Source organism: Curtobacterium sp. PhB115 (assembly GCF_003752025.1).
Classification (GTDB): domain Bacteria; phylum Actinomycetota; class Actinomycetes; order Actinomycetales; family Microbacteriaceae; genus Curtobacterium.
Genome location: NZ_RJKR01000006.1, coordinates 288,487 through 313,438, shown reverse-complemented (window position 1 = coordinate 313,438; position 24,952 = coordinate 288,487). Strand labels below are relative to the sequence as shown.

The 24,952-nt window shown below is 68.1% G+C and carries 32 protein-coding genes; all 32 read left to right on the top strand.

Annotation, left to right across the window (positions count from 1 at the left end; all coding sequences use genetic code 11):
• Positions 1-42: 42 nt before the first annotated feature.
• The 32 genes from EDF19_RS07010 to rplF all read left to right on the top strand — a co-directional run bounded on the left by EDF19_RS07010 (position 43) and on the right by rplF (position 24,950).
• Positions 43-1,386 (top strand): prepilin-type N-terminal cleavage/methylation domain-containing protein, encoded by a 1,344-nt coding sequence (locus EDF19_RS07010; RefSeq protein WP_185022725.1) that lies wholly within the window; start codon positions 43-45, stop codon positions 1,384-1,386.
• Positions 1,386-2,048 (top strand): PilW family protein, encoded by a 663-nt coding sequence (locus tag EDF19_RS07005; protein ID WP_123680197.1) that lies wholly within the window; start codon positions 1,386-1,388, stop codon positions 2,046-2,048. Before EDF19_RS07010 ends, EDF19_RS07005 begins: the two co-directional genes overlap by 1 nt.
• Positions 2,045-3,946 (top strand): hypothetical protein, encoded by a 1,902-nt coding sequence (locus EDF19_RS07000; protein WP_123680196.1) that lies wholly within the window; start codon positions 2,045-2,047, stop codon positions 3,944-3,946. The genes EDF19_RS07005 and EDF19_RS07000 overlap by 4 nt, the downstream gene beginning before the upstream one ends.
• 2 nt (positions 3,947-3,948) lie before the next feature.
• Positions 3,949-4,806 carry an A24 family peptidase gene (locus tag EDF19_RS06995; protein ID WP_185022724.1) on the top strand — a complete coding sequence of 286 codons (858 nt, stop codon included), beginning with the start codon at positions 3,949-3,951 and terminating at the stop codon, positions 4,804-4,806.
• 62 nt (positions 4,807-4,868) lie between these two features.
• Positions 4,869-5,921, top strand: a complete 1,053-nt coding sequence (gene pilM / locus EDF19_RS06990) for a type IV pilus assembly protein PilM (RefSeq protein ID WP_123680194.1) — start codon at positions 4,869-4,871, stop codon at positions 5,919-5,921.
• Positions 5,918-6,703 (top strand): hypothetical protein, encoded by a 786-nt coding sequence (locus EDF19_RS06985; protein ID WP_123680193.1) that lies wholly within the window; start codon positions 5,918-5,920, stop codon positions 6,701-6,703. The genes pilM and EDF19_RS06985 overlap by 4 nt, the downstream gene beginning before the upstream one ends.
• 1 nt (position 6,704) lies before the next feature.
• The gene (locus tag EDF19_RS06980) at positions 6,705-7,409 is read left to right on the top strand and encodes a hypothetical protein (protein WP_123680192.1); all 705 of its coding nucleotides are present in this window, start codon (positions 6,705-6,707) and stop codon (positions 7,407-7,409) included.
• Positions 7,410-7,585: 176 nt separating this feature from the next.
• Positions 7,586-8,173 carry a hypothetical protein gene (locus tag EDF19_RS06975; protein ID WP_123680191.1) on the top strand — a complete coding sequence of 196 codons (588 nt, stop codon included), beginning with the start codon at positions 7,586-7,588 and terminating at the stop codon, positions 8,171-8,173.
• 27 nt (positions 8,174-8,200) lie between these two features.
• Positions 8,201-8,686, top strand: a complete 486-nt coding sequence (locus tag EDF19_RS06970; RefSeq protein WP_123680190.1) for a DUF6121 family protein — start codon at positions 8,201-8,203, stop codon at positions 8,684-8,686.
• Positions 8,687-8,721: 35 nt separating this feature from the next.
• A complete protein-coding gene (locus EDF19_RS06965) occupies positions 8,722-9,897 on the top strand; it encodes a hypothetical protein (protein ID WP_123680189.1) in 1,176 nt (391 codons plus the stop codon).
• A 228-nt stretch (positions 9,898-10,125) separates the two neighbouring features.
• Positions 10,126-10,494 carry a 30S ribosomal protein S12 gene (gene rpsL, locus EDF19_RS06960; RefSeq protein WP_017885540.1) on the top strand — a complete coding sequence of 123 codons (369 nt, stop codon included), beginning with the start codon at positions 10,126-10,128 and terminating at the stop codon, positions 10,492-10,494.
• A gap of 5 nt (positions 10,495-10,499) precedes the next feature.
• Positions 10,500-10,970, top strand: a complete 471-nt coding sequence (rpsG, locus tag EDF19_RS06955; protein WP_071259751.1) for a 30S ribosomal protein S7 — start codon at positions 10,500-10,502, stop codon at positions 10,968-10,970.
• A gap of 87 nt (positions 10,971-11,057) precedes the next feature.
• The gene (gene fusA / locus EDF19_RS06950) at positions 11,058-13,175 is read left to right on the top strand and encodes an elongation factor G (RefSeq protein ID WP_123680188.1); all 2,118 of its coding nucleotides are present in this window, start codon (positions 11,058-11,060) and stop codon (positions 13,173-13,175) included.
• A 147-nt stretch (positions 13,176-13,322) separates the two neighbouring features.
• Positions 13,323-14,510, top strand: coding sequence for an elongation factor Tu (tuf, locus tag EDF19_RS06945; RefSeq protein ID WP_123311734.1), 1,188 nt, complete (start codon positions 13,323-13,325; stop codon positions 14,508-14,510).
• A 217-nt stretch (positions 14,511-14,727) separates the two neighbouring features.
• Positions 14,728-15,705: a DNA topoisomerase IB gene (locus tag EDF19_RS06940; protein WP_123680187.1), complete on the top strand. Its 978-nt coding sequence runs from the start codon at positions 14,728-14,730 to the stop codon at positions 15,703-15,705.
• A 79-nt stretch (positions 15,706-15,784) separates the two neighbouring features.
• Positions 15,785-16,612 carry a DarT ssDNA thymidine ADP-ribosyltransferase family protein gene (locus EDF19_RS06935; protein ID WP_123680186.1) on the top strand — a complete coding sequence of 276 codons (828 nt, stop codon included), beginning with the start codon at positions 15,785-15,787 and terminating at the stop codon, positions 16,610-16,612.
• Between the two features lie 547 nt (positions 16,613-17,159).
• Positions 17,160-17,468: a 30S ribosomal protein S10 gene (rpsJ, locus tag EDF19_RS06930; RefSeq protein ID WP_017885534.1), complete on the top strand. Its 309-nt coding sequence runs from the start codon at positions 17,160-17,162 to the stop codon at positions 17,466-17,468.
• Between the two features lie 12 nt (positions 17,469-17,480).
• Entirely contained in the window at positions 17,481-18,137 is a 657-nt protein-coding gene (gene rplC / locus EDF19_RS06925) for a 50S ribosomal protein L3 (protein WP_027466731.1), read from the top strand.
• A gap of 2 nt (positions 18,138-18,139) precedes the next feature.
• Entirely contained in the window at positions 18,140-18,799 is a 660-nt protein-coding gene (gene rplD, locus EDF19_RS06920; RefSeq protein ID WP_111083469.1) for a 50S ribosomal protein L4, read from the top strand.
• On the top strand, positions 18,796-19,095 hold the full coding sequence (gene rplW / locus EDF19_RS06915) for a 50S ribosomal protein L23 (protein WP_111083468.1): 300 nt from the start codon (positions 18,796-18,798) through the stop codon (positions 19,093-19,095). The genes rplD and rplW overlap by 4 nt, the downstream gene beginning before the upstream one ends.
• Before the next feature lie 18 nt (positions 19,096-19,113).
• A complete protein-coding gene (gene rplB, locus EDF19_RS06910) occupies positions 19,114-19,953 on the top strand; it encodes a 50S ribosomal protein L2 (protein ID WP_111083467.1) in 840 nt (279 codons plus the stop codon).
• An 11-nt stretch (positions 19,954-19,964) separates the two neighbouring features.
• Complete coding sequence (rpsS, locus tag EDF19_RS06905) at positions 19,965-20,246, top strand: 30S ribosomal protein S19 (protein ID WP_017885529.1); 282 nt, start codon at positions 19,965-19,967, stop codon at positions 20,244-20,246.
• A gap of 25 nt (positions 20,247-20,271) precedes the next feature.
• A complete protein-coding gene (rplV, locus tag EDF19_RS06900) occupies positions 20,272-20,664 on the top strand; it encodes a 50S ribosomal protein L22 (protein WP_111083466.1) in 393 nt (130 codons plus the stop codon).
• Positions 20,664-21,476, top strand: a complete 813-nt coding sequence (rpsC, locus tag EDF19_RS06895) for a 30S ribosomal protein S3 (RefSeq protein ID WP_017885527.1) — start codon at positions 20,664-20,666, stop codon at positions 21,474-21,476. Before rplV ends, rpsC begins: the two co-directional genes overlap by 1 nt.
• A 2-nt stretch (positions 21,477-21,478) precedes the next feature.
• A complete protein-coding gene (gene rplP / locus EDF19_RS06890; protein ID WP_017885526.1) occupies positions 21,479-21,898 on the top strand; it encodes a 50S ribosomal protein L16 in 420 nt (139 codons plus the stop codon).
• Positions 21,898-22,218, top strand: coding sequence for a 50S ribosomal protein L29 (rpmC, locus tag EDF19_RS06885; protein ID WP_017885525.1), 321 nt, complete (start codon positions 21,898-21,900; stop codon positions 22,216-22,218). Before rplP ends, rpmC begins: the two co-directional genes overlap by 1 nt.
• Positions 22,218-22,502: a 30S ribosomal protein S17 gene (rpsQ, locus tag EDF19_RS06880; RefSeq protein ID WP_123680185.1), complete on the top strand. Its 285-nt coding sequence runs from the start codon at positions 22,218-22,220 to the stop codon at positions 22,500-22,502. The genes rpmC and rpsQ overlap by 1 nt, the downstream gene beginning before the upstream one ends.
• Before the next feature lie 31 nt (positions 22,503-22,533).
• Positions 22,534-22,902, top strand: a complete 369-nt coding sequence (rplN, locus tag EDF19_RS06875) for a 50S ribosomal protein L14 (RefSeq protein WP_111083462.1) — start codon at positions 22,534-22,536, stop codon at positions 22,900-22,902.
• 3 nt (positions 22,903-22,905) lie between these two features.
• Positions 22,906-23,265 carry a 50S ribosomal protein L24 gene (gene rplX, locus EDF19_RS06870; RefSeq protein ID WP_123680184.1) on the top strand — a complete coding sequence of 120 codons (360 nt, stop codon included), beginning with the start codon at positions 22,906-22,908 and terminating at the stop codon, positions 23,263-23,265.
• Positions 23,265-23,855 (top strand): 50S ribosomal protein L5, encoded by a 591-nt coding sequence (rplE, locus tag EDF19_RS06865; protein ID WP_123680183.1) that lies wholly within the window; start codon positions 23,265-23,267, stop codon positions 23,853-23,855. The genes rplX and rplE overlap by 1 nt, the downstream gene beginning before the upstream one ends.
• Positions 23,856-24,008: 153 nt before the next feature.
• Positions 24,009-24,407, top strand: a complete 399-nt coding sequence (gene rpsH / locus EDF19_RS06860) for a 30S ribosomal protein S8 (protein WP_017885519.1) — start codon at positions 24,009-24,011, stop codon at positions 24,405-24,407.
• A 6-nt stretch (positions 24,408-24,413) separates the two neighbouring features.
• Positions 24,414-24,950 carry a 50S ribosomal protein L6 gene (rplF, locus tag EDF19_RS06855; RefSeq protein WP_123680182.1) on the top strand — a complete coding sequence of 179 codons (537 nt, stop codon included), beginning with the start codon at positions 24,414-24,416 and terminating at the stop codon, positions 24,948-24,950.
• Positions 24,951-24,952: the final 2 nt, after the last annotated feature.

Below are 24,952 nucleotides of genomic sequence, written 5' to 3'. Positions count from 1 at the left end.
CGCCGTGACTCCCCGTTGTCCGTCCGAACCGAAAGGAACGCCATGATCTCGCGCATCGCCGAGCGACTGCGTTCCGCCCGTGACGACGAAGACGGTTTCACGATCATCGAGGTGATGGTCGCGATGACGATCTTCGCTCTGATCGCCGCCGGCATCGCCGTCGGGATCACCTCGTCCCTCGTCCTCTCGACGGACACCCGCGCACGCGAGGTCGCGTCGACGGTCGCGATGGAGGACATCGACGACCTCCGCGACACCCCGAGCATCTTCGACATCAAGAGCGCGACCAAGTCCGTGACGGTCGGGAGCCGGAGCTTCGACCTGGCCCGGAAGGTGTCGTGGACCCGCTCGTCCGGCGCGGCGACCGCCTGCGGCACCGGCGACGGCAGCCTGTCGTACAAGGCCGTGACGGTGACGGTCAGCTGGAAGACCAGCGCCACCACCTCCGGCACCCAGCAGGTGACGATGTCGAGCGCCATCGCACCGCTGACGAACATCAACTCGGACACCACCGGCTCGATCCTCGTCGGGGTCACGAACGCGAACGGTGTCGGGCTGTCCGGCATCGTGCCGACCGTGAGCGGTGGTCCCGCCGGCGTCACGTTCCCGGCCACCGACGCCGAGGGGTGCACCTACGCCTCCGGTGTCCCCGCCGGCACCTACAAGGTGTCCATCGCGCGTACCGGGTACATCGACTCCACGCAGCAGGCGAGCCCCTCCAGCCAGTCCGTCACGGTCTCCGCCGGCGCTTCGGGAGCGGCGGCGTTCACGTTCGACAAGGCCGCGTCGTACACGTTCAAGTACGGCACGAGCCCGGCGAGTAGCGCGATCTTCCCGACGAACCTGCCCCTGTCGGTCACGAACGCAACATCCGGCACCACGGTGCTCCCGAACTCCCCGACGAGCGCGTCGCTCTTCCCGTACCCGTCCGGGTACCAGGCCGTCGCCGGGCTGTACGCCGCCGACACGTCCTCGACCGCGTCGGCCACCTGCCTGAGCCCCGAGCCGGGAGCTTGGACGACCGCGAACAAGGCGGGCAAGAAGGGCACGGCCACGCCGCCCGGCGCCGCGGGAGTCCCGATCGACGTGTCGATGGGTGCGATCACACTCTCGAAGCCGAGCAAGACCCTGTTCCTCACCGCTGTGACCACCACGCCGATCACCGGAGACCCCGGCTGCGCGACGGGCATGACCCTCGCGTTCCCGAAGCCCACCACGGACAGCATGACGATCGCGTTGCCGTGGGGCACGTGGAAGCTGTACACGGGATCCACCGCTGGCGCGACGACGACCGCGCTCACGCTGACGACGTCGAACACCGCGATGGTCAGCAACGGCGTCGTGAACGGCGGCGTCGTGATGGTCGACCCGAGGCCGGCCGGCTGATGCGTGCGCTCATCCGACGGCTGCACCGGGACCAGCGGGGGATCACCCTGGTCGAACTGCTCGTCGCCATGCTCGTGACGTCGCTGCTCCTCACCCTGGTCGGGAGCTTCTTCGTGTCCATGACGAAGGCCCAACGAACGGTCGCAGCGGTGAACGACAGCACGCGACAGGGCACCACCTCGATGACCCAGCTCAGCCGGTACCTCCGCGAGGCGTCTCGTTGGCAGGAGAGCAAGGCGAAGCTCAACCCCGCGTTCACCCGCGCCACGGCGACCGGCCTGACCTTCTACTCCGCGGTGGACCTGTCGACGGCGCAGCCCGGACTGACGAAGGTCACGGTCGACATCGTGTCGAGCAAGCTGCGCATGCAGCTCCAGCAGGGGGCCTGCCCGGTCGGCGGGTACTGCACGTTCACCGGCGCCACCCGGACACTGTGGCTCGCCGACGTCGTCCGGACGACCGGCACCAACACGACCCAGTTCCTCTACAACGACGTCCTGGACAGCCCGATCACCCCGACCTCGGCCACGTTCGACTCGATCCGTTCCGTCGAGATCAACCTGGCCGTCGGATCCGCGAACGGGACGACCGCGAACGACACGACCTTCAACGCCACCATCAACCTGCGCAACCTCGACTACGGCGCAGCGACGGAGTCATGATGCTCATCCGGATCCTCCGCGGACTGCGCGCTCGCGACGACGAACGGGGCGTCGCACTCGCTGCCGTCATCGGTCTCGGCGCGGTGCTCATGATCGTGCTCTCGCTCGTCGTCGCGACGGCGACCAGCGGCGCGACCAAGGCGACGACCGACACGAACTACAACAAGGCGATCGCCGCCGCCTACGCCGGGCTCTCGGATTACCAGGGCCGGCTCGCGGCCGACAACGCGTACGTCAACTACGGGGTCCGCACGGCGTTCTCCGCGACGAGTACCTTCACCGCGGACTCGACGAACAAGGCCTTCGGCGTCGCGACGAACGGCACCTGGGCGAGCGTCGTCGGCAGCACCGACCAGTTCTACCGGTACGAGGTCGACAACTCCGACTACGCGACGACCGGCAAGGTCCGCCTGCGGGTCACCGGCAAGGCCGGATCCACCACGAGGACCATCGTCGTGGACCTCCGCGGTGACGGCTTCGTCAACTACCTCTACTTCACGAACTACGAGTCGCAGGACCCGAGCCTCACGGGGGCCGGCTGCACCTCCAACCACCGCAACGACTCGGACTGGACGTCGAGCAGCTGCGAGGCCGTCACGTTCGCCAGCGGCGACACCCTGGACGGCCCGGTCCGCACGAACGACGTCATCACCGCGTGCGGAGCGACCTTCAACTCGACCGTGCAGGACACCGGCCCCGCGGACTTCTTCTACACGAGCAAGGCGACCTCGGTCGACTCCGCGTGCCGGAGCTCGACGACGTTCAAGGGCGGGAAGATCTCGACGGTCGGGACGCTGCCGATGCCGAGCACGAACGCGAACATGAAGCAGGAGGCGCGGACCGACATCACGGACAAGGTCGCGAAGCCCGGCTGCATCTACACCGGCCCGACGTCGATCACCTTCCTGGCCGGCGGGAAGATGCGCGTGGTCTCCCCGTGGACGCTGAAGACGCAGCTGCAGGGCACGGCCAGCGGCGCGATCACCGGCGGGACCGAGAACAGCGCCCTGTGCGGTTCGGTCGCCGACCTGCACGGCTCCGGCGCCGTGATCCCGACCCTCCCGTCGAACCTCGTCTACGTGCAGAGCGTCCCGTCGACGGTCGGCGACCCGAACTACTGGGCATCGAGCGCGACGCCCTCGGGCACGGTCAACGGCACGGTGACCTCCGGATCGCCGGTGTACTGCCAGCAGAACGTGCAGACGACGACCACCACGTACGACGGACGTGGACGACCTGTCACCACCACCTCGAGCAGCTCCGACTACGGCAACGGGCTCGGGTACCCCCTCACCAGCGAGTTCACCGGAACGCGTGGCGATGCCGGGTACTACGGCTGCCGGAGCGGTGACGCGTTCGTGTCCGGGTCGTTCGGAGGGCAGATGACCCTCGCAGCCGAGAACTTCCTCTACGTGACCGGGAACATCATCTACCAGAACGGTCGGACGTCCGACGACATGCTCGGCCTCGTCGGGCAGAAGGCAGTGTCGGTCTACAACCCCGTCTCCTGCTCGTCGTACTCGAACACCTCGAAGACGGCGTGCAACACGGGGAGCACCTCGTACTCGAGCAACCTTGCCGCGACCAAGAACATCGAGATCGACGCGGCGGTCGCCAGCAACCTCGGCACCTTCAACGTGCAGAACTACCAGTACGGCTCCAACCTCGGCACGCTGACCATCTACGGGTCGATCGCGCAGCAGTTCCGCGGTGCCGTCCGCAGCCAGTACACCAACGGGCTGCTGACCGCCTACGCGAAGGCCTACGGCTACGACACGCGCCTCAAGACCTCGGCGCCACCGAAGTTCCTGCAGCCGGTGTCCACGACGTACGGCGTGACGACGGAGACCGAGTCGGCGACGGCGTTCCGGGCCGACGGCACCCCGACGGGCAAGTGACCATGACCGCGCTCACCTCGCTCGCTCCCTTCGTGACGGTCCTCGTCGGCCTCCTCGGCCTGGCCATCGGATCGTTCCTCAACGTCGTCGTGTTCCGCGTCCCTGCGGGGATGTCCGTCGTCGCCCCGGCCAGCTCGTGCCCCGGCTGCGGACACGAGATCCGGTCCCGCGACAACGTCCCGGTGCTCTCGTGGGTCCTCCTGCGCGCCCGGTGCCGGGACTGCCACGAGCCGATCTCAGCGCGCTACCCGCTCGTGGAAGCCGCTACGGGCCTCCTCTTCGTCGCCGTCGCGCTGTTCTCGGTCCTCGCGCCGTGGTCGCCCCTCGCGGATGCCGGGGGCGTGCGCGGCGCCGTGCAGAGTGCCGTGATCCTCGTCGCGTTCCTGTACCTGATGGCGATCAGCATCTCGCTGACGCTCATCGACCTCGACACGCACACGCTGCCGAACCGCATCGTGCTGCCCGCGTACATCGTCCTGCCGGCACTGCTCCTCGCCGCGTCCGCGGTCTCCGGCGACTGGGGCGCGGCGCTCCGCGGCCTGATCGGTCTCGTTGTGCTCGGTGCCGTGTACCTCGGGCTCGCACTCGCGGTACCCGGCGGCATGGGTCTCGGTGACGTCAAGCTCGCCGGCGTGCTCGGCTTCGTCTTGGCGTACCTCGGATGGGGACCCCTCGCAGTGGGTTCTTTCGGGGCCTTCCTGCTCGGAGGTACCTTCGCAATCGTCCTCCTGGCCGTGCGCCGGGCGGGCCGCCGGAGCGGGATCCCGTTCGGCCCCTGGATGCTCGCGGGTGCCTGGCTCGGCATCGCCGTCGGCGTGCCCGCGTGGGACCTCTACCTGGGCGTCCTCGGGCTCGCCTGACGCGTCCTCGGACCCGAACCGATCCATCAGACCGACCCGAAACGGTCACGGAAGGACCAGCAATGCCGAAGAGCATCGTGGGCGTCGACATCGGCGCCGCAGCGATCCGCGCGGTGGAGGTGCACGACCCCGACCGACCGAAGCCGACCATCGTGCGCTTCGCCGAGGTCCCCGTGCCCGAGGGGGCGACCCGGCAGGGCGAGGTCGTCGAACCGAACACCGTCGCCGGAGCGCTCCGCCAGCTGTGGTCCATCGGGCGCTTCCGCTCCAAGGACGTCGTGCTCGGCATGGGCAACCAGCGCGTGCTGTCGCGTGACCTGACCGTCCCGCGCGCGCCCATCGCCCAGATCCGCGAGTCCCTGCCCTTCCAGGTCCAGGACATGCTCCCGGTCCCCGTCGGCGACGCGATCCTCGACTTCTACCCCACCGGCGAGGGCATGGGCGAGAACGGCCCGACCATCAGCGGCCTGCTCATCGCTGCCGTGAAGGACGCCGTGCTCGCAAACGTCCGCGCGGTGCAGACCGCCGGCCTCAACCCGGTCGGTGTCGACCTCATCCCGTTCGCCCTGGCCCGGGTGCTCGCCCCGGCGAACCAGCGCGGCACCGTGGCGATCGTCGAGTGCGGTGGGAACACGACGACCGTGGTCGTCGTGACCGACGGCGTCCCGAAGTTCGTCCGCATCATCCCCACCGGAGGCGACGACATCACGCGGATGCTCGCCGGCCGGCTCTCGATCAACGAGGGCTCCGCCGAAGCGGTGAAGCGACACCTCGGCATGGACCCGCTCACGGCCAAGACGAGCGACGACGCCCTCGCCGTCGCCGCGGTCCGCGAGACGGTGAGCGAGTTGCTCGCCAGCCTCCGCAACACCATCAACTACTTCGTGAACACGCACCCGACCGAGCCGGTCGGACAGATCCTGCTCGGCGGCGCCGGCGGGGCCCTGCCCGGGTTCGCCGACGCGTTGTCCGAGTTCACCAGGACCCCGGTGCGGTTCGGAGCGCCGTTCGCGAACGTCGCGCTCGCGAAGTCGATCCGAGTCGAGGACCTCCACGCCCACGGTGCGTCCATCGCCGTCGCCTGGGGTCTCGCTGCCGGAGGGAGAGCAGCATGAGCCAGACGACGAAGGCCAAGCCGGCCCGCACGCCGAGCGGACGCAGCCGTCGGAAGGGCGCCGCACAGGTCGACGCGGCGGATCGTGTGGCCGCCGAGAGTGCCGAGCGCGCCAAGCGGCAGAGCCGGGGGAGCGCGAACGAGGTCGTCATCGGCGGCCGTCCGAGCGCCGACCTCCTGCCCACCGAGGTCCTCGCCGACCGGCGCAGCCGCCGAGTCGTCCGCCGCATGTGGGCGGGCGTCGCCCTGGTGGCTGTCGTCGTCGGGATCGGCACCGGCGCAGCGACCCTGCTGGCAGGACAGGCCCACGACGACCTCACGGACGCGCAGAACCAGACGCTCTCGCTCCTGCAGCAGCAGGCGACGTACAAGGACGTCCGCGACACCGAGGCGGGAACGGCCCTCCGCGAGGCCGCGCAGTCCGTCGGGGGCTCGACCGAGATCGCCTGGCAGCCCTACCTCGGCTCGCTGAAGTCCTCGCTCCCGTCCGGTGTGCAGATCACCGGTGTGAGCATCGACTCCGCCTCACCGCTCGAGGCCTACGCCCAGGCGGACACCCCGCTGCAGGGCGAACGGGTCGCGACGCTCACGATCGATGCCGAGAGCCCGACGCTCCCCTCCGTCCCGGAGTGGCTCGATGCAGTGAAGGGCCTGACGGGCTTCGTCGACGCGACCGCGAACTCGGTCACCCTCGACGAGACGACCGGCACCTACACGGTGAACATGACGATCCACGTCGACGACGCCGCCTACGACGGCAAGTACCAGGACAAGGGCGAGTGAGATGACCCGCAACCGACTCAACATGCTGATCGCCGTGATGGCGATGGTCGTGGTGGCGCTCGCCGGCTTCTTCCTCGGCGTCCAGCCACAGCTGGCCCAGGCCGCGAACGACCACGTCCAGCAGACCTCGGTGGACGCGACGAACCGCACCACCGCCGCGGAACTCGCACGGCTGAAGGAACGATCCAAGTCGCTTCCCGCGCTGAAGGCCGAGCTCGCGAAGCTGACCGCCTCGGTGCCGGGCAGCGCGAGCATGTCCTCGTTCTACGGCGCGGTCGACAAGGTGGCTGCCGGATCCGGCGTGAAGGTCTCGGCGATCACGACGTCCGACGCGGTGGCCTACACCGCACCGGTGCCGGCAGCGTCGACGGAGGACGCCGCCGCGACGGACGAGGCGACCGCGACGGCGAGCGCCTCGGCGACCGCTGCGCCGACGACCGGAGCGACGACGGCCACCGACCCGGCGATCTCCGGGAAGAACTTCTCCGCGATCCCGGTCTCGGTGTCGGTGGACGGCTCCTTCGACCAGGCGCTGGCCTTCGTCGGTGGACTGCAGGACGGCGCGCGGTTGTTCCTCGTGAACACGGTCTCGTCGTCGGCGTCGCAGGACTCCGCGGACGCGTCCGCAGCCGCCTCGACGACGTGGACCTTCGGCGGCTACGTGTACGTCCTGACGACCGACACGGACACCACCGCGAAGGGCTGAGCCGACCCCCGCGGACTGGGGTCGGACGCGCCACGCCGGACCCCCTTCCGCGACACCCGTCGGTGTGCGTACGATGCTCCCGACGCCGTGCTCACGGCTGCTCATCCTCTCTCGAACGGTCGGCTCGAATCGGCCGTTCCTCGTCGTGCCCGGAGTCGCGCGTGTTGGTCGGAATCGTGGAATTCCTCGGTTGGTTCGGAGCTGTAACCGTTCTTGCTGGTTACATTCTCTTCTCCACTGGCAAGATCCCGAACGGGCCGCTCTACCAGCTCTTCAACCTGGTCGGGGGCCTCGCGGTCGCGGTCAACGTCGCCGCCCACCACGCGATCCCGTCGACCATCGTGAACGGCATCTGGGCCGTCGTCGCCGTCGTCGTCCTGGTGAAGATGGCGCGCACTCGTCGCGCCGCGAAGCGGGGCGAACCGACGCCGGTCGAGGCGACCGTGCTGCACACCGAACCGCCGGCCACGACGGCGGTCCTGCCGATCATCGGACCGGCGCTGCGTGACCACGAGGTCGAGGCGACGCCCGCGTCGGACGCGGCCACGGGCCTCCAGGCCGGATCGACGGGGACGACGGAAGCCGCACCCGCCCCGATGACCGAGACGGTCCCGATCATCACCGCGACGATCGCACTCGCCCTCGTGGCGGCGGCGCAGGAGCAGGTGGACCAGCAGCAGGCCGACCGAGCCGCCGATGACCAGGCCGCCGACGACCACGCCGTCCAGCCCGATCGCGCGGACCACGCGGAGTCCTCCCGCTGATCAGCCCTGCGGCGATACGATCGACGCATGTCCCGGTGGTTGATCGCGACGATGACGTCGATCCTCTTCATCGCGCTCGTGATCGCGGTGACGGGGTTCGAGTCGCTGCTCGCCGACACCGACGTCATCTCGCAGCCCGACGCGACCCCGTACCTCGGCCCGGCCATGGTGATCGGCGGAGCACTCGTGGTGTTCCTCGCGACCGCGGTCGGCGCCCGAGACGGGAACCCAGGTGTGACCGGTCTGGTGGCCGCTGCCACGGCGTACCTCGTGATGCTCGGCGTCGGGGCGGTGGGCTACACGCTCATCCGCGGTGACGTGACCGAGCTCCTCGTCTTCCCCGCCGGCTACGCCCTCGGCCCGTTCGTCGTCGGCTCGGTCGTGGTCGCGCTGCTGTCCGTGATCGGCGGCATCTCGATGGCCCGGCACCAGGCGCGGACCAGCACCGCGTCCGACGGGCGCGGTACCCGGACGGAGTCCACGATCGCGGGCGAGGACCACTCCGCGCGGTAGTCTCGCGGGGCACGCGGACACGCAACGGGGGAACGATGAGCGACGAGCAGACGCCGGATCCGGACCAGCACGGCTGGGGGTCGGTGCCGCCCGTCGCCACGATCCGGGGGACGCAGGACGCACCGCAGGACCCGCAGCTCGGAGCACCGTTCGGCGCACCGCTCGGCGCGCGTCGGTCGCGGCCGCGCCGGAAGCTCCGCCGTGGCCAGGTCGTCGGGATCGTCGCCGGCATCGTGGTGCTCTCGCTGCTGCTGGTCGGCGGCATCGCCGGGTCCCTGATCGGGTCGTCCACGCACTCCGCCGACCGCCCGGTGCGCGCGTTCCTCGACGACGTGGTCGCCGGCAAGGTCGACGACGCACTCGACGACGCCGGCATCGACGCGGAGGAGTCCGACGTCCTGCTGACCGACGCGGCCTACGCGAAGGCCACGGCCAAGCCGACCGGCTACCGGATCGCCGCGGTCCGTGACGACGGTGACACGGCGACGGTCAGTGCCTACCTGCGCCAGGGCGGGCAGGACGTCGCCGCGAGGTTCACCCTCGACAAGGCCGGCACCGACTGGGGCGTGTTCCCGATCTGGGAGCTGCAGGCGCCCGACCTCGGCATGGTCGACGTCGACGTCCGTGGCCCGGGCGGCGCGACCGTCGAGGTGGCCGGCGGGTCGACGACCACGGCGAAGGACGGCACCGCGCGGCTCCGAGCCCTGCCCGGCACCTACGACGTCGCGCTCGACGGCGGCAAGTGGGTGCAGGCCGACGACGGCACGGCGACCGTGAGCGGGTTCGACACCCCGACGTCGACGCCGGTCGAGCTGACCACGACGCTGACCGACGCGGGCCAGCAGGCGGCGAAACGGGCGGTGGACGCCTGGGTCGACGGGTGCATCGCCTCGACCGACGCCGCACCGGCCGGGTGCAGCTTCTACGCGTACGGCCAGAACCCGGCCTACACGTACACGAACCAGAAGTGGACGCTCGACTCCCGCCCGACGGTCTCGATCGGGGACTGGACCTCGAACGGCTGGCTCGTCTCGACGACGACGTTCGGCAAGGCGACGTTCACGGCCGACATCGCGGGCGCCGGCGGGACGGGGACCGCCTCGGCCGGACCACTCAACGTCAACGCGAGCGGCTACATCTCCGGCTTCACCGCCGACGGTGCGACCTTCCGGTCCGCGGTGGGCAACGGGTCCTCCGACACCGGCTCGTGACGGTGTCCGTCCCCGCCCTGCCCCGGATTGATTTCGTCCCGTTACGCGGGTAGTCTCTATCGGGTGTGCGCCTTAGGGCGCGCCCGAAAAGTCCGGCGAGCGACATCGCCCAGCCGGACCACTCCGTCCCCCACTCGACCATCCGCCGTCCGGCGGTGATCAGCGTGGGACGAGGAAGCCGGCGGATCGCGCCGGCCAGAGAGCACGAGCGAAGAACCAGGAGAACAGTTGCCTACTATTCAGCAGCTGGTTCGCAAGGGTCGTACGCCGAAGGTCACCAAGACCAAGGCGCCCGCCCTGAAGGCGAACCCCCAGCAGCGTGGTGTGTGCACCCGCGTCTACACCACCACCCCGAAGAAGCCGAACTCCGCACTGCGCAAGGTCGCTCGTGTGAAGCTCTCGAACGGCACCGAGGTCACGGCGTACATCCCCGGTGAGGGCCACAACCTCCAGGAGCACTCGATGGTGCTCGTCCGTGGCGGTCGTGTGAAGGACCTCCCCGGTGTGCGGTACAAGATCATCCGTGGCGCCCTGGACACCCAGGCCGTGAAGAACCGTAAGCAGGCTCGTAGCCGCTACGGCGCGAAGAAGGGTTGAGTTAGATGCCTCGTAAGGGTCCCGCCCCCAAGCGTCCCGTCGTCGCCGACCCGGTCTACGGTGCGCCGATCGTCAGCCAGCTCGTGAACAAGATCCTGCTCGACGGCAAGAAGGGCCTCGCTGAGCGCATCGTCTACGGTGCACTCGAGGGCGTCACTGCCAAGAACCAGCAGGACGCCGTCGCGACGCTCAAGAAGGCGCTCGACAACGTCCGTCCGACCCTCGAGGTCCGTAGCCGCCGCGTCGGTGGCTCGACCTACCAGGTCCCGGTCGAGGTCAAGCCGCACCGCGCGAACACCCTCGCGCTCCGCTGGCTGACCTCGTACGCCAAGGCCCGTCGCGAGAAGACGATGACCGAGCGTCTCATGAACGAGATCCTCGACGCGTCGAACGGTCTCGGTGCCGCGGTCAAGCGCCGCGAGGACACGCACAAGATGGCCGAGTCGAACAAGGCCTTCGCTCACTACCGCTGGTAGTCCCGGCACCGTTCGGGCGCCGGCGGTCATGAACCCCGGCGCCCGGACGGCCGCCAACCTCTCCTACAACTCTTCCGGAGGAACCCTGTGGCACAGGACGTGCTCACCGACCTGAACAAGGTCCGCAACATCGGCATCATGGCGCACATCGATGCCGGCAAGACCACGACGACCGAGCGCATCCTGTTCTACACGGGCATCACGCACAAGATCGGTGAGGTCCACGACGGCGCTGCCACGATGGACTGGATGGCGCAGGAGCAGGAGCGCGGCATCACGATCACGTCGGCCGCGACGACCTGCTTCTGGGACAACAACCAGATCAACATCATCGACACCCCCGGTCACGTGGACTTCACGGTCGAGGTGGAGCGTTCGCTCCGCGTCCTCGACGGTGCGGTCGCCGTCTTCGACGGCAAGGAGGGCGTCGAGCCCCAGTCCGAGACCGTGTGGCGTCAGGCGGACAAGTACGACGTCCCGCGCATCTGCTTCGTCAACAAGATGGACAAGCTGGGCGCCGACTTCTACTACACCGTCGACACCATCGTGAACCGCCTCGGCGCGGAGCCCCTCGTGCTCCAGCTGCCGATCGGTTCCGAGAGCTCGTTCGAAGGCGTCGTCGACCTCGTCCAGATGCGTGCACTCACCTGGCGCGGCGACGCCAAGGGTGACGTCGCGATGGGCGCGAAGTACGAGATCGAAGAGATCCCGGCCGACCTGCAGGACCGTGCCGCCGAGTACCGCGAGAAGCTCATCGAGCGCGTGGCCGAGGCGGACGACGTCCTCATGGAGCGCTACCTCGAGGGCGACACCGACTTCTCGGTCGCCGAGATCAAGGCCGCGATCCGTGCCCTCACGGTGAGCAGCACGCTCTACCCGGTCCTCTGCGGTTCCGCGTTCAAGAACCGCGGTGTCCAGCCGATGCTCGACGCCGTCATCGACTACCTCCCGTCCCCGCTCGACGTGCCGCCGATGATCGGCCACGACGTCAAGGACGAGGAGAAGGAGATCATCCGCAAGCCCGACGCGACCGAGCCGTTCTCGGCTCTCGCGTTCAAGGTCGCGGTGCACCCCTTCTTCGGTCGTCTGACCTACGTCCGCGTGTACTCCGGCTCGATCGAGTCCGGTGCACAGGTCATCAACTCGACCAAGGGCAAGAAGGAGCGCATCGGGAAGATCTTCCAGATGCACTCCAACAAGGAGAACCCGGTCGCCAACGTGACCGCTGGTCACATCTACGCGGTCATCGGCCTCAAGGACACCACCACCGGTGACACCCTGTGCGACCCGACCAACCAGGTCGTCCTCGAGTCGATGACGTTCCCGGAGCCGGTCATCGAGGTCGCGATCGAGCCGAACACGAAGGCTGACCAGGAGAAGCTCTCCACGGCCATCCAGAAGCTCGCCGAAGAGGACCCGACGTTCCGCGTCGAGCTCAACGCCGAGACCGGTCAGACGACGATCAAGGGCATGGGCGAGCTCCACCTCGACATCCTCGTCGACCGCATGAAGCGCGAGTTCCACGTCGAGGCCAGCGTCGGCAAGCCCCAGGTGGCCTACCGCGAGACGCTGACCAAGGTCGTCGAGCGTTACGACTACACCCACAAGAAGCAGACCGGTGGCTCCGGTCAGTTCGCGAAGGTGCAGATCGCGCTCGAGCCGATGGAGGTCACGAGCGAGAAGGTCTACGAGTTCGTCAACGCGACCTCCGGTGGCCGTGTCCCGCGCGAGTACATTCCGTCGGTGGACGCCGGTATCCAGGACGCCATGCAGGTCGGCATCCTGGCCGGTTACCCGACGGTCGGCGTGCGGGCGACCCTCAAGGACGGCGCGGCGCACGACGTCGACTCGTCCGAGATGGCGTTCAAGATCGCCGGTTCGATCGCCTACAAGGAAGCGGCCCGCAAGGCCGGTCCGGCGATCCTCGAGCCGATCATGGCCGTCGAGGTCCGTACTCCTGAGGAGTACATGGGCGACGTCATCGGTGACCTGAACTCCCGTCGTGGCCAGATCGCCTCGATGGAGGACGCCTCGGGCGTCAAGGTGGTCCGCGCGAGCGTGCCGCTGTCCGAGATGTTCGGCTACGTCGGCGACCTGCGGTCGAAGACCTCTGGTCGTGCGGTCTACTCGATGACCTTCGAGACCTACAGCCAGGTCCCGGCCAAGGTCGCCGAGGAGATCATCGCGAAGAACGCGGGGGAGTGACGCTCAAGCGTCTCTCCACAGGCGAGGGTGCCCGGCGACGGGCCCCTCGTCACCAAGTACAGTAAAGACACACACCGCGAACCAACGGCTCCAGCCCATCCAGGGCCGGCCGGGGGTGTCGCTTCCGAGTCCTGAGGAGGACCCACAGTGGCCAAGGCCAAGTTCGAGCGCACCAAGCCGCACGTCAACATCGGAACCATCGGTCACGTCGACCACGGCAAGACCACGCTCACGGCGGCGATCACCAAGGTTCTGCACGACCAGTACCCGGACCTCAACGAGGCCCGCGACTTCGCGCAGATCGACAACGCTCCCGAGGAGCGCCAGCGCGGCATCACGATCAACATCTCGCACGTCGAGTACCAGACCGAGAAGCGTCACTACGCGCACGTCGACGCCCCCGGTCACGCCGACTACGTGAAGAACATGATCACGGGTGCGGCGCAGATGGACGGCGCGATCCTCGTGGTCGCCGCCACCGACGGCCCGATGCCCCAGACGCGTGAGCACGTGCTGCTCGCCCGCCAGGTCGGCGTCCCGTACATCGTCGTCGCGCTGAACAAGTCCGACATGGTGGACGACGAGGAGATCCTGGAGCTCGTCGAGCTCGAGGTCCGCGAGCTCCTCGGCTCGCAGCAGTTCGACGAGGACGCCCCCGTCGTGCAGGTCTCGGCGCTCAAGGCGCTCGAGGGCGACGAGAAGTGGGTCAAGTCGGTCCAGGACCTCATGGCCCAGGTCGACGAGCACGTGCCGGACCCGGTGCGCGCCACCGACCAGCCGTTCCTCATGCCGATCGAGGACGTCTTCACGATCACTGGTCGTGGCACGGTCGTCACCGGTCGTGTCGAGCGTGGCACGCTCAACCTGAACGAGGAGGTCGAGATCGTCGGCATCCGCGCGACGCAGAAGACCACCGTCACGGGCATCGAGATGTTCCGCAAGCTGCTCGACCAGGCGGTCGCCGGTGACAACACCGGTCTGCTCATCCGTGGCCTCAAGCGCGAGGACGTGGAGCGCGGCCAGGTCGTCGTGAAGCCGGGTTCGGTCACGCCGCACACCGAGTTCCAGGCGAACGCGTACATCCTGACGAAGGAAGAGGGCGGGCGTCACAACCCGTTCTACGCGAACTACCGCCCGCAGTTCTACTTCCGCACCACGGACGTCACCGGCGTCATCACGCTGCCCGAGGGCACCGAGATGGTCATGCCCGGTGACACCGTCGCCATGACGGTCGAGCTGATCCAGCCGATCGCCATGGAAGAGGGCCTCCGCTTCGCCATCCGTGAGGGTGGTCGTACGGTCGGCGCCGGTACGGTCGAGAAGATCCTCAAGTAACTCCGGTTGCCTGCGTCAGCGGGGTCGAGCCTTCGGGCTCGGCCCCGCTTTCGTGTTCCCGGGGGCGTCTCCCGGTGACGGAAGACGCCCCTGGCGGGCGCTGGTGGCCGGTGGTGGCCCTGACGGGCCGTCGGACGGGAGGCGCGGTGCCGGACGTGCGCCGTGCCTCCAGTCCGCCCGTGGTGCGTCCCAGGCACGGGGGAGTTGGCTCGGTCGGGTGACACGCCTCCGCCGCTCCGCGACCTCCGGTCGCGGCTACCACCGCCTCCGGAACGGGAGCGGGTTCACCTACCGGGACCCCGACGGCCAGACCGTCACCGACCCCGACGAGCGCCGCCGCCTCGAGGACTTCGTGATCCCGCCGGCGTGGGACGACGTCTGGATCTCCCCGTACCCGAACGGCCACATCCTCGCCACCGGCGTCGACGGTGCCGGTCGGCGGCAGTACGTGTACCACCCGTCGTGGCGCGAGCGGATGGACCGGATCAAGTACGACCGCGCGCTCGCCCTCGCCGAGTCGCTCCCGACTGCGCGGCGCTTCGTCACGCAGGACCTCCGCCGTCCGGAACCGGACCGGCAGCGGGCACTCGCCGCGGCGTTCCGGATGCTGGACCAGGGATCGCTGCGGGTCGGTTCGGAGCGCTACGCGAGCGAGCACGGCAGCCGTGGGCTGTCGACGCTGCTCTGCGCCCACGCGCACGTCTCCGGCGACGACATCGAGCTCGACTTCCCGGGCAAGAGCGGGCAGGAGTGGTCCTCCACGATCCACGACCCGGATCTCGCGACGGTCATCTCCGGGATGAAGCGCCGCGGACCGAACGCCCGGCTGCTCTCGTTCCGGGAACGTCGCGGCGCGGAGTGGGAGCCGCTCTCGGCAGAGGACATCAACGCCTACGTCAAGGAGCGGGCCGGCGACGAGTTCACCGCGAAGGACTTCCGCACGCTGCACGGGACGGTCGCAGCCGCCGTCGACCTGGCGAAGGCCGGGCCGCAGTCGTCGCAGGCGAAGCGGAAGAAGGCCGTCTCGCACGCGGTGAAGGCCGCGAGCGACGAGCTCGGCAACACCCCGACGGTGTGCCGGCAGAGCTACATCGACCCCCGGTTGCTCGACGCCTACGACCACGGTGAGACCATCGATCCCGACCGGATCCACGCCGCAGAGGCCGAGGTCCGGGCCCTCCTCTACCGACAATGACCCGGTGGTCGTCCGGATGACGTAGCGTTGGTCGACGTGCCGGACCACCCCACACGGCACGGAAGGACCCACAACAGTCGTGACTGACGAGTGCATCCACGGTTTCCCCACCGAGCTCTGCGACATCTGCGCGCCACGCGTGCGTGAGGAGTCGGCGATCCCGGCTGCTCCTGCGCCACGGCGGACCCGCATCACCACCAACCTCCGCGTCGACCCACCGGCCTCCGGCCCCGGGACGTCGCTCCGATCGCCGACCTCGCTCCGGTCGCCGGCGGCCGACCTGCCGGAGGCGCGCGTGTTCGCCAGCCTCCGCGCCCACCACGTGACCCACATCGACAACCTCGACGGCATCGTCGGGTCCGGTGCGATCCTCGCGGCGGACCAGGCCGAGCCCTCCGTGGACGTCAGCTCCCCGGAGACCCGCGCGGCCCGGACCGAGGCCGAGGCGCCCGACGGCTCCTCGATCGCCTCGCACGTGCCGTTCACGCTGTCGCCCGACGCCACCCGCTGGGACGAGCTCCGCAGCGGCGCCGAGGGTGAGCGCTGGTCCGACGCGGCCCGGCGCACCCGTGCGATCGACTACATCGTGCTCGTCGTCCCGGTCTCGGCCTTCGGTGCCTCGGTCATCGTCGCCGACCAGGACGCGGACGCCGACGACGTCCGGTTCGCCGTGGGCCCCGACGCCGGGACGAACCTGATCCGTCGGACGGACTTCAGCGACCCGGAGATGCAGGGCCTCGAGCTCCTGGCCGGGCCGAGCGTGCCGTTCACCTCCGTCGCGGTGATCGGTGTCCCGAACGACAGGGCCCGCCAGACGGTCCGTGCCGTCCTCGCCGACCACGGTGGGCACGCTCCCCGGGTCGCGGTCTTCCCGCCCTGGTTCGTGCCGCCGGTGGCAGCCGAGTAGTCCAGCAGGAGCGCTCTCCGGACCCGGTCCGCAGACCTCCCGAAGCGCCCTCCGGACCACGTCCGGAGGGCGCTTCGCGCTGCGGGGCCGACCCGTGCCTCCGGGCCGTCCGATCCGCGCGGATCCGGGGAAGTGAGCCGGGCCCGACACGCCCGGCATTTCGCGACACGCCCGGGTTGCACGTGGGGCGAGGCTATGCGAGACTTGTCCGGTTCCGAATTCCCCGTGGGTGCATGCCCACAGGATCACTGCTCTGGCAGTGCACAACCCCCTTGTTCAGCAGGGCTGGGTTGGGCCGCAGGCAGCAGAACGCGACTCCCCGAGTTCACGACGGACGCAGTGCAGTACGGCTGCGCCCAGAGTACGAGGAAGTCGATTGCCCACGCTGGACGGCCCAGGTCGCCCGCGCGGTTGACAGGTGAACAGCGGTCATCCCCAGCGGATGCGGCCGGTTGGTTCAGGAAAACAGCACGGTCTGCAGCAATGCGGAGCCGAGCGGCGTCAGGCGGCCTGCGGGTGCGCGGCGCAGAGAGAGGACAAGAGACACATGGCGGGACAGAAGATCCGCATCCGGCTCAAGTCGTATGACCACGAGGTCATCGACACGTCGGCCCGGAAGATCGTCGACACGGTGACCCGTGCCGGTGCAACCGTGGTCGGCCCGGTGCCGCTCCCCACCGAGAAGAACGTGATCGCTGTGATCCGTTCCCCTCACAAGTACAAGGACTCGCGCGAGCACTTCGAGAAGCGCACGCACAAGCGGGTCATCGACATCGTCGACCCGACGCCGAAGGCCGTTGACTCGCTCATGCGACTCGACCTGCCGGCAGACGTCAACATCGAGATCAAGCTGTAAGGGGGCTGACCAATGGCGAACTCAACCAAGACCGTCAAGGGCCTCCTCGGCAAGAAGCTCGGGATGACCCAGGTGTGGGACGAGAACAACAAGTTCATCCCCGTCACCGTGATCGAGGTCGGCCCGAACGTGGTCACCCAGATCCGCAACGCTGAGCGCGACGGCTACGAGGCGATCCAGATCGCCGCCGGTGCCATCGACCCGCGCAAGGTCAACAAGCCGGCCGCCGGCCACTTCGAGGCCGCTGGCGTGACCCCGCGTCGCACCCTCACCGAGATCCGGACCAACGACTCCGCTGAGTACACGCTCGGCCAGGAGCTCACCGTGGACGGCACGTTCACGGCGGGCCAGAAGGTCGACGTCGTCGGTACCTCCAAGGGCAAGGGCTTCGCCGGTGTCATGAAGCGCCACGGCTTCCACGGCGTCGGCGCCTCGCACGGTGCACACCGCAACCACCGCAAGCCCGGCTCGATCGGTGCTTCCTCGACCCCGTCGCGCGTCTTCAAGGGCATGCGCATGGCCGGTCGTATGGGTGGCGACCGTGTGACCGTCCTCAACCTCACGGTGCACGCCGTCGACGCCGAGAAGGGTCTGCTGCTCGTCAAGGGCGCCGTCCCCGGTGCTCGTGGCCGCTCCGTCTTCGTCCGCACCGCCGTGAAGGGTAAGTGATCATGGCCACCACGACCGCAACCACGATCGACGTCCTCGACGCATCGGGTGTCAAGTCCGGCACCGTCGAGCTGCCCGCAGCTCTCTTCGACGTCGAGACCAACGTCCCGCTGATCCACCAGGTCGTCACCGCGCAGCTCGCAGCCGCGCGTCAGGGCACCCACAAGACCAAGAACCGCGGCGAAGTCCGCGGTGCCGGTCGCAAGCCGTTCAAGCAGAAGGGCACCGGCCGCGCCCGTCAGGGTTCCGTCCGTGCTCCCGAGCACACCGGTGGTGGCGTCGTCCACGGACCGACCCCCCGCGACTACTCGCAGCGCACCCCCAAGAAGATGATCGCCGCTGCTCTGCTCGGCTCGCTCTCGGACCGCGCCCGCGGTGGCCGCATCTCGGCTGTCGACGGCTTCGTCGAGGCCGACGTGCCGTCGACCAAGGTCGCTCGCACGCTCCTCGAGAAGGTCGCGCCCGTCAAGCACGTGCTGATCGTGCTCGAGTCGAACGACGAGCTGACGCTCAAGTCGATCCGCAACCTGCCGAACGTCCACGCGCTCTCGTACGGCCAGCTGAACGCCTACGACGTCCTCAAGTCGGACGCCGTCGTCTTCAGCAAGAGCGCCCTCGACGCCTTCATCGCGTCGAAGACCGCGAAGGAGATCACCGCATGAGCGGCTTCAACAAGGACCCGCGCGACGTCATCATCTCGCCGGTCGTCTCGGAGAAGAGCTACGCGCTCATCGACCAGGGCAAGTACACGTTCATCGTGGACCCCCGCTCGAACAAGACCGAGATCAAGCTCGCCATCGAGAAGATCTTCGAGGTCAAGGTCGCGAGCATCAACACGCTGAACCGCCCGGGCAAGACCCGTCGCACCAAGTTCGGTCTCGGCAAGCGCAAGGACACCAAGCGCGCCATCGTGACGCTCAAGTCCGGTTCGATCGACATCTTCACGGCTGTCGGCTGAGGACCAGAGGGATAAATCATGGCTATTCGTAACTACAAGCCGACGACCCCCGGTCGTCGCGGCTCGTCGGTCGCCGACTTCGCTGAGATCACCCGTTCGACTCCGGAGAAGTCCCTGCTTCGTCCGCTGCCGAAGACCGGTGGTCGCAACAGCTCCGGCCGCATCACCACGCGTCACATCGGTGGTGGCCACAAGCGCCAGTACCGCGTGATCGACTTCCGTCGGTCCGACAAGGACGGCGTGGACGCCAAGGTCGCACACATCGAGTACGACCCGAACCGCACCGCGCGCATCGCGCTCCTGCACTACGTGGACGGCACGAAGCGGTACATCATCGCGCCGAACAAGCTCAAGCAGGGCGACGTCATCGAGCAGGGCCCCGGCGCCGACATCAAGCCCGGTAACAACCTGCCGCTGCGCAACATCCCCGTGGGTACCGTCGTGCACGCCATCGAGCTCCGCCCCGGTGGCGGCGCGAAGATGGCCCGCTCGGCCGGCGCCTCGGTGCGTCTCGTCGCCAAGGACGGCCCCTACGCGCAGCTCCGTCTGCCGTCGGGCGAGGTCCGCAACGTCGACGCCCGCTGCCGCGCCACGATCGGCGAGGTCGGCAACGCCGAGCAGTCGAACATCAACTGGGGCAAGGCCGGCCGCATGCGCTGGAAGGGCGTCCGCCCGACCGTCCGTGGTGTCGCGATGAACCCGGTCGACCACCCGCACGGTGGTGGTGAGGGCAAGACCTCCGGTGGACGTCACCCGGTCAGCCCGTGGGGTCAGGCCGAAGGCCGGACGCGCAAGCCGAACAAGCCGAGCGACAAGCTCATCGTCCGTCGCCGTAACGCCGGCAAGAAGCGCAAGTAGGAGTTCAGAAGATGCCACGCAGTCTGAAGAAGGGCCCCTTCGTCGACGAGCACCTGCTCCGCAAGGTCGTCACGCAGAACGAGGCCAACACCAAGAACGTGATCCGCACCTGGTCGCGACGGTCGATGATCGTCCCGAACATGCTCGGTCACACCATCGCGGTGCACGACGGCCGGAAGCACATCCCGGTGTTCGTCACCGAGTCGATGGTCGGTCACAAGCTCGGCGAGTTCGCGCCGACCCGCACCTTCCGTGGTCACGTGAAGGACGACAAGAAGGGCCGTCGCCGCTAACGCGGGGACGCAGAGGAGGAACGAAATGGTGGAGTCGATCGCACGCGTGCGACACATCCGCGTCACGCCTCAGAAGGCCCGTCGCGTCATCGAGCTGATCCGCGGCAAGCAGGCCCACGAGGCGCTCGCCATCCTGAAGTTCGCCCCCCAGGGCGCTTCGGAGCCCGTGTACAAGCTGGTCGCCTCGGCGATCGCGAACGCCCGGGTGAAGGCGGACTCGACGAACAGCTTCCTCGACGAGCGCGACCTCTACGTGAGCCGCGTCTTCGTCGACGAGGGCACGACCCTGAAGCGGTTCCAGCCGCGCGCCCAGGGCCGCGCCTTCCGCATCAACAAGCGCACCAGCCACATCACGGTCGTCCTCGCGACGCCGGAAGAGGCCGAGGCTGCCGCGACGAGCAAGAAGGCGAGCAACTAATGGGCCAGAAGGTCAACCCGTACGGCTTCCGTCTCGGGATCACGACGGACCACGTCTCGCACTGGTTCACCGACAGCAAGAAGGCCGGTCAGCGTTACGCCGACTACGTGGCCGAGGACATCAAGGTGCGCGAGTACCTGAAGAAGACCCTCGACCGTGCCGGTGTCGCCCGCATCGAGCTCGAGCGCACCCGTGACCGTGTCCGCGTGGACATCCACACGGCGCGTCCGGGCATCGTCATCGGTCGCCGCGGCGCCGAGGCGGAGCGCGTTCGCGGTGAGCTCGAGAAGCTCACCAAGAAGCAGATCCAGCTGAACATCCTCGAGGTCAAGAACCCCGAGACCGAGGCCCAGCTCGTCGCGCAGGGCATCGCCGAGCAGCTCTCCGCTCGTGTCGCGTTCCGTCGCGCCATGCGCAAGGGCCTGCAGGGTGCACAGCGCGCCGGCGCCAAGGGTGTCCGCATCCAGGTGTCCGGCCGTCTCGGCGGCGCAGAGATGTCGCGTTCGGAGTTCTACCGCGAGGGTCGTGTGCCGCTGCACACGCTCCGCGCGAACATCGACTACGGCTTCTACGAGGCCCGGACCACGTTCGGCCGCATCGGCGTGAAGGTCTGGATCTACAAGGGCGACATCACGAACAAGGAGCTCGCTCGCGAGCAGGCGAACCAGCGTTCGTCGCGTCCGGAGCGTCGTGGCGGCCCGCGTGGTGAGCGCGGCGACCGTGGCGGCGACCGTCGTGGCGGCGACCGCGGTGACCGTCGCCCGCAGCAGGCCCCGCAGGACGCGCCGGCCGGCGCAGGAGTTGAGGCGTAACCATGCTTATTCCCCGTCGAGTCAAGCACCGTAAGCAGCACCACCCGAAGCGTTCGGGTCAGGCAACCGGTGGTACCAAGGTCAGCTTCGGCGACTACGGCATCCAGGCCCTCACCCCGGCGTACGTGACCAACCGTCAGATCGAGTCCGCTCGTATCGCCATGACGCGTCACATCAAGCGTGGTGGCAAGGTCTGGATCAACATCTACCCGGACCGTCCGCTGACCAAGAAGCCCGCCGAGACCCGCATGGGTTCCGGTAAGGGTTCGCCCGAGTGGTGGGTCGCGAACGTGAAGCCGGGCCGGGTGCTCTTCGAGCTCTCCGGCGTCAGCGAGGAGATCGCCCGCGAGGCGTTGACTCGTGCAATCCACAAGCTGCCCCTCAAGGCACGCATCATCAAGCGCGAGGAGGGCGACGCATAATGGCGATCGGTTCCAAGGAGCTCCGTCCGACGGAGCTCGACACGTTCGAGAACGAGCGTCTCGCTGACGAGCTGAAGAAGGCCAAGGAGGAACTCTTCAACCTCCGCTTCCAGTCGGCCACCGGCCAGCTGGAGAGCCACGGTCGTCTCCGTGCCGTCAAGCGCGACATCGCCCGCATCTACACCGTCCTCCGCGAGCGCGAGCTCGGCATCCGTGCCACTCCCGCGCCCGTCGAGACCGCCCCCAAGGCCAAGAAGACGACGAAGAAGGCTGACAAGCCGGCTGAGTCGACCGAGGCCGAGACCGCCGAGGAGAAGTAATGGCGAACGAAGAGAAGACCTCCGCCGCCCTCACTCGCGGCTACCGCAAGACGCGTCGCGGCTACGTGACGAGCGACAAGATGGACAAGACCATCGTGGTCGAGGTCGAGGACCGCGTGAAGCACGCGCTCTACGGCAAGATCATCCGTCGCACGTCCAAGGTGAAGGCCCACGACGAGCTCGGCTCCGCCGGTGTCGGTGACCTCGTCGTGATCAGCGAGACCCGTCCCCTCAGCGCCTCCAAGCGCTGGCGCCTGGTCGAGATCCTCGAGAAGGCCAAGTAGGCCTCGGCCTGCTTCGGAATAGGAGACAGCAGTGATTCAGCAGGAATCCCGCCTGAAGATCGCCGACAACACGGGTGCCAAGGAGATCTTGACCATCCGCGTGCTCGGTGGTTCGGGTCGTCGCTACGCCGGTCTGGGTGACGTCATCGTCGCCACGGTGAAGGACGCCATCCCCGGCGGCAACGTGAAGAAGGGTGACGTCGTCAAGGCGGTCATCGTTCGCACCAAGAAGGAGACCCGTCGTCAGGACGGCTCCTACATCAAGTTCGACGAGAACGCGGCAGTGATCCTCAAGGCCGACGGCGACCCGCGCGGTACGCGCATCTTCGGTCCGGTCGGTCGCGAGCTCCGTGACAAGAAGTTCATGAAGATCATCTCGCTCGCGCCGGAGGTGCTGTAAGCCATGGCGAACATCAAGAAGGGTGACCTCGTCCAGGTCATCACGGGCGCGACGCAGGAGCGTGGCGGCGACCGTGGCAAGCAGGGCAAGGTCATCGAGGTCCTCAAGGACAAGCAGCGCGTCGTCGTCGAGGGCGTGAACTTCGTCACGAAGCACGTCCGCGTCGGCCAGACGCAGCGCGGCTCGAAGACCGGTGGCATCGAGAAGCACGAGGCCTCGATCCACGTGTCGAACGTCGCCATCGTCGACCCGAAGACGAAGAAGCCGACCCGTGTCGGTTTCCGTACCGAAGAGGTGGAGAAGGACGGCGTCAAGAAGACCGTCCGGGTCCGCTACGCCAAGAAGTCTGGTGAGAAGCTCTGATGACTGACACGACTGCCGCGCCCGCTGGCAAGATCCAGCCGCGCCTCAAGCAGAAGTACAAGGACGAGATCAAGGCCACGCTCACCGAGCAGTTCGGCTACGCGAACGTCAACCAGGTCCCCGGCCTGGTCAAGGTCGTCGTGAACACCGGTGTCGGCGAGGCCGCTCGCGACTCGAAGATCATCGAGGGGGCCATCAAGGACCTCACGGCGATCACGGGTCAGAAGCCCCAGGTCAACATCGCCCGCAAGTCCATCGCGCAGTTCAAGCTGCGCGAGGGTCAGGCGATCGGTGCGCACGTCACCCTCCGTGGTGACCGCGCCTGGGAGTTCCTCGACCGCCTGATCTCCCTCGCACTGCCCCGCATCCGCGACTTCCGCGGTCTCAGCGACAAGCAGTTCGACGGGAACGGCAACTACACGTTCGGTCTCACGGAGCAGTCCGTGTTCCACGAGATCGACCAGGACCGCATCGACCGTGTCCGCGGCTTCGACATCACTGTCGTGACCACCGCGAAGACGGACGACGAGGGACGCGCGCTGCTCCGCCAGCTCGGCTTCCCGTTCCGCTCGAACGAGCAGACGGTCTAAACTACTTCGGGTAGTGCGGGCCGGAGGATGAACGTCCTCCGGCCCGCACGCACGAACACACCGATCTCGGGGAACCGCTCCGGGATCACTCGATCGCTCAGGTCGGCATTCGTGGAACGGGTGTCGAAACCAGGCGAGAAATGGACGAACACCATGACGATGACCGATCCGGTCGCAGACATGCTGACCAGATTGCGGAACGCGAACTCCGCGCACCACGACGCCGTCGCGCTCCCCAGCTCCAAGCTCAAGAAGAACATCGCCGACATCCTCAAGCGTGAGGGCTACATCAGCGAGTGGAAGGTGGAGGACGCCCGCGTCGGGCAGACCCTCACCATCGACCTGAAGTACGGCCCCGAGCGCGAGCGTTCGATCGCCGGCATCAAGCGCGTCTCGAAGCCGGGCCTCCGGGTCTACGCGAAGTCGACGGAGATCCCCCAGGTCCTCGGTGGCCTCGGTGTGGCGATCCTCTCGACCTCGTCGGGCCTCCTGACCGACCGCGAAGCCGAGCAGAAGGGCGTGGGTGGGGAAGTCCTCGCCTACGTGTGGTGATCGAGAATGTCACGAATCGGACGTCTTCCCATCGACATCCCCGCCGGCGTCACCGTCTCCGTTGACGGTCAGAACGTGGCGGTCAAGGGCCCGAAGGGCGAGCTCGCGCTCGTCATCGCGGAGCCCATCCAGGCCAAGGTCGAGGAGAACCAGGTCCTCGTCACCCGTCCGGACGACGAGCGCGAGTCGCGTTCGCTCCACGGCCTGACCCGTACCCTCATCGCCAACAACATCATCGGCGTGACCCAGGGCTACACCAAAGGGCTCGAGGTCGTCGGCACCGGTTACCGTGTCGCGGCCAAGGGTGCCAACCTCGAGTTCGCGCTCGGGTACTCCCACTCGATCACGGTCGAGCCGCCCGCGGGCATCAGCTTCGCGGTCGAGGGCAACAACAAGGTCACGGTCGCCGGCATCGACAAGCAGGCAGTCGGCGAAGTGGCGGCGAACATCCGGAAGCTCCGGAAGCCCGAGCCGTACAAGGGCAAGGGTGTCCGTTACGCCGGCGAGAACGTGCGCCGCAAGGCCGGAAAGTCAGGTAAGTGATC